This window comes from Sulfitobacter sp. HI0129 (assembly GCF_001635395.1).
GTDB lineage: Bacteria > Pseudomonadota > Alphaproteobacteria > Rhodobacterales > Rhodobacteraceae > Sulfitobacter.
The window spans coordinates 1-234 of record NZ_LWGH01001007.1; the positions used below are offsets into that span (position 1 = coordinate 1).

The 234-nt window shown below is 57.7% G+C and carries 1 protein-coding gene; it reads right to left on the reverse strand.

Annotated elements, in window-relative coordinates; genetic code table 11:
- Nucleotides 1-234 (reverse strand): hypothetical protein (locus A3764_RS21770; protein WP_150122393.1); only part of this gene is annotated, 234 nt, incomplete at both ends.

Below are 234 nucleotides of genomic sequence, written 5' to 3' on the forward strand. Positions count from 1 at the left end.
GATGTAATGCTCCCCCCCGAAGGAGATCACCACGAGGTTCAGCAGTTGCGAGCCGATCAGAATGGTGAAGACCATGGAGGTCACCTTCGCCGTCTCGCGCACCACCGGCGTCAGCACGCCCGAGGTGTAGAGAACCCAGCAGGAGAACAGCAGCCCGAAGATGGCATAGAGATAAGCGCCATAGGCCACGATAAAGGCGATCCAGGACTCGAAGCTGACGGATTCGGTATTGAT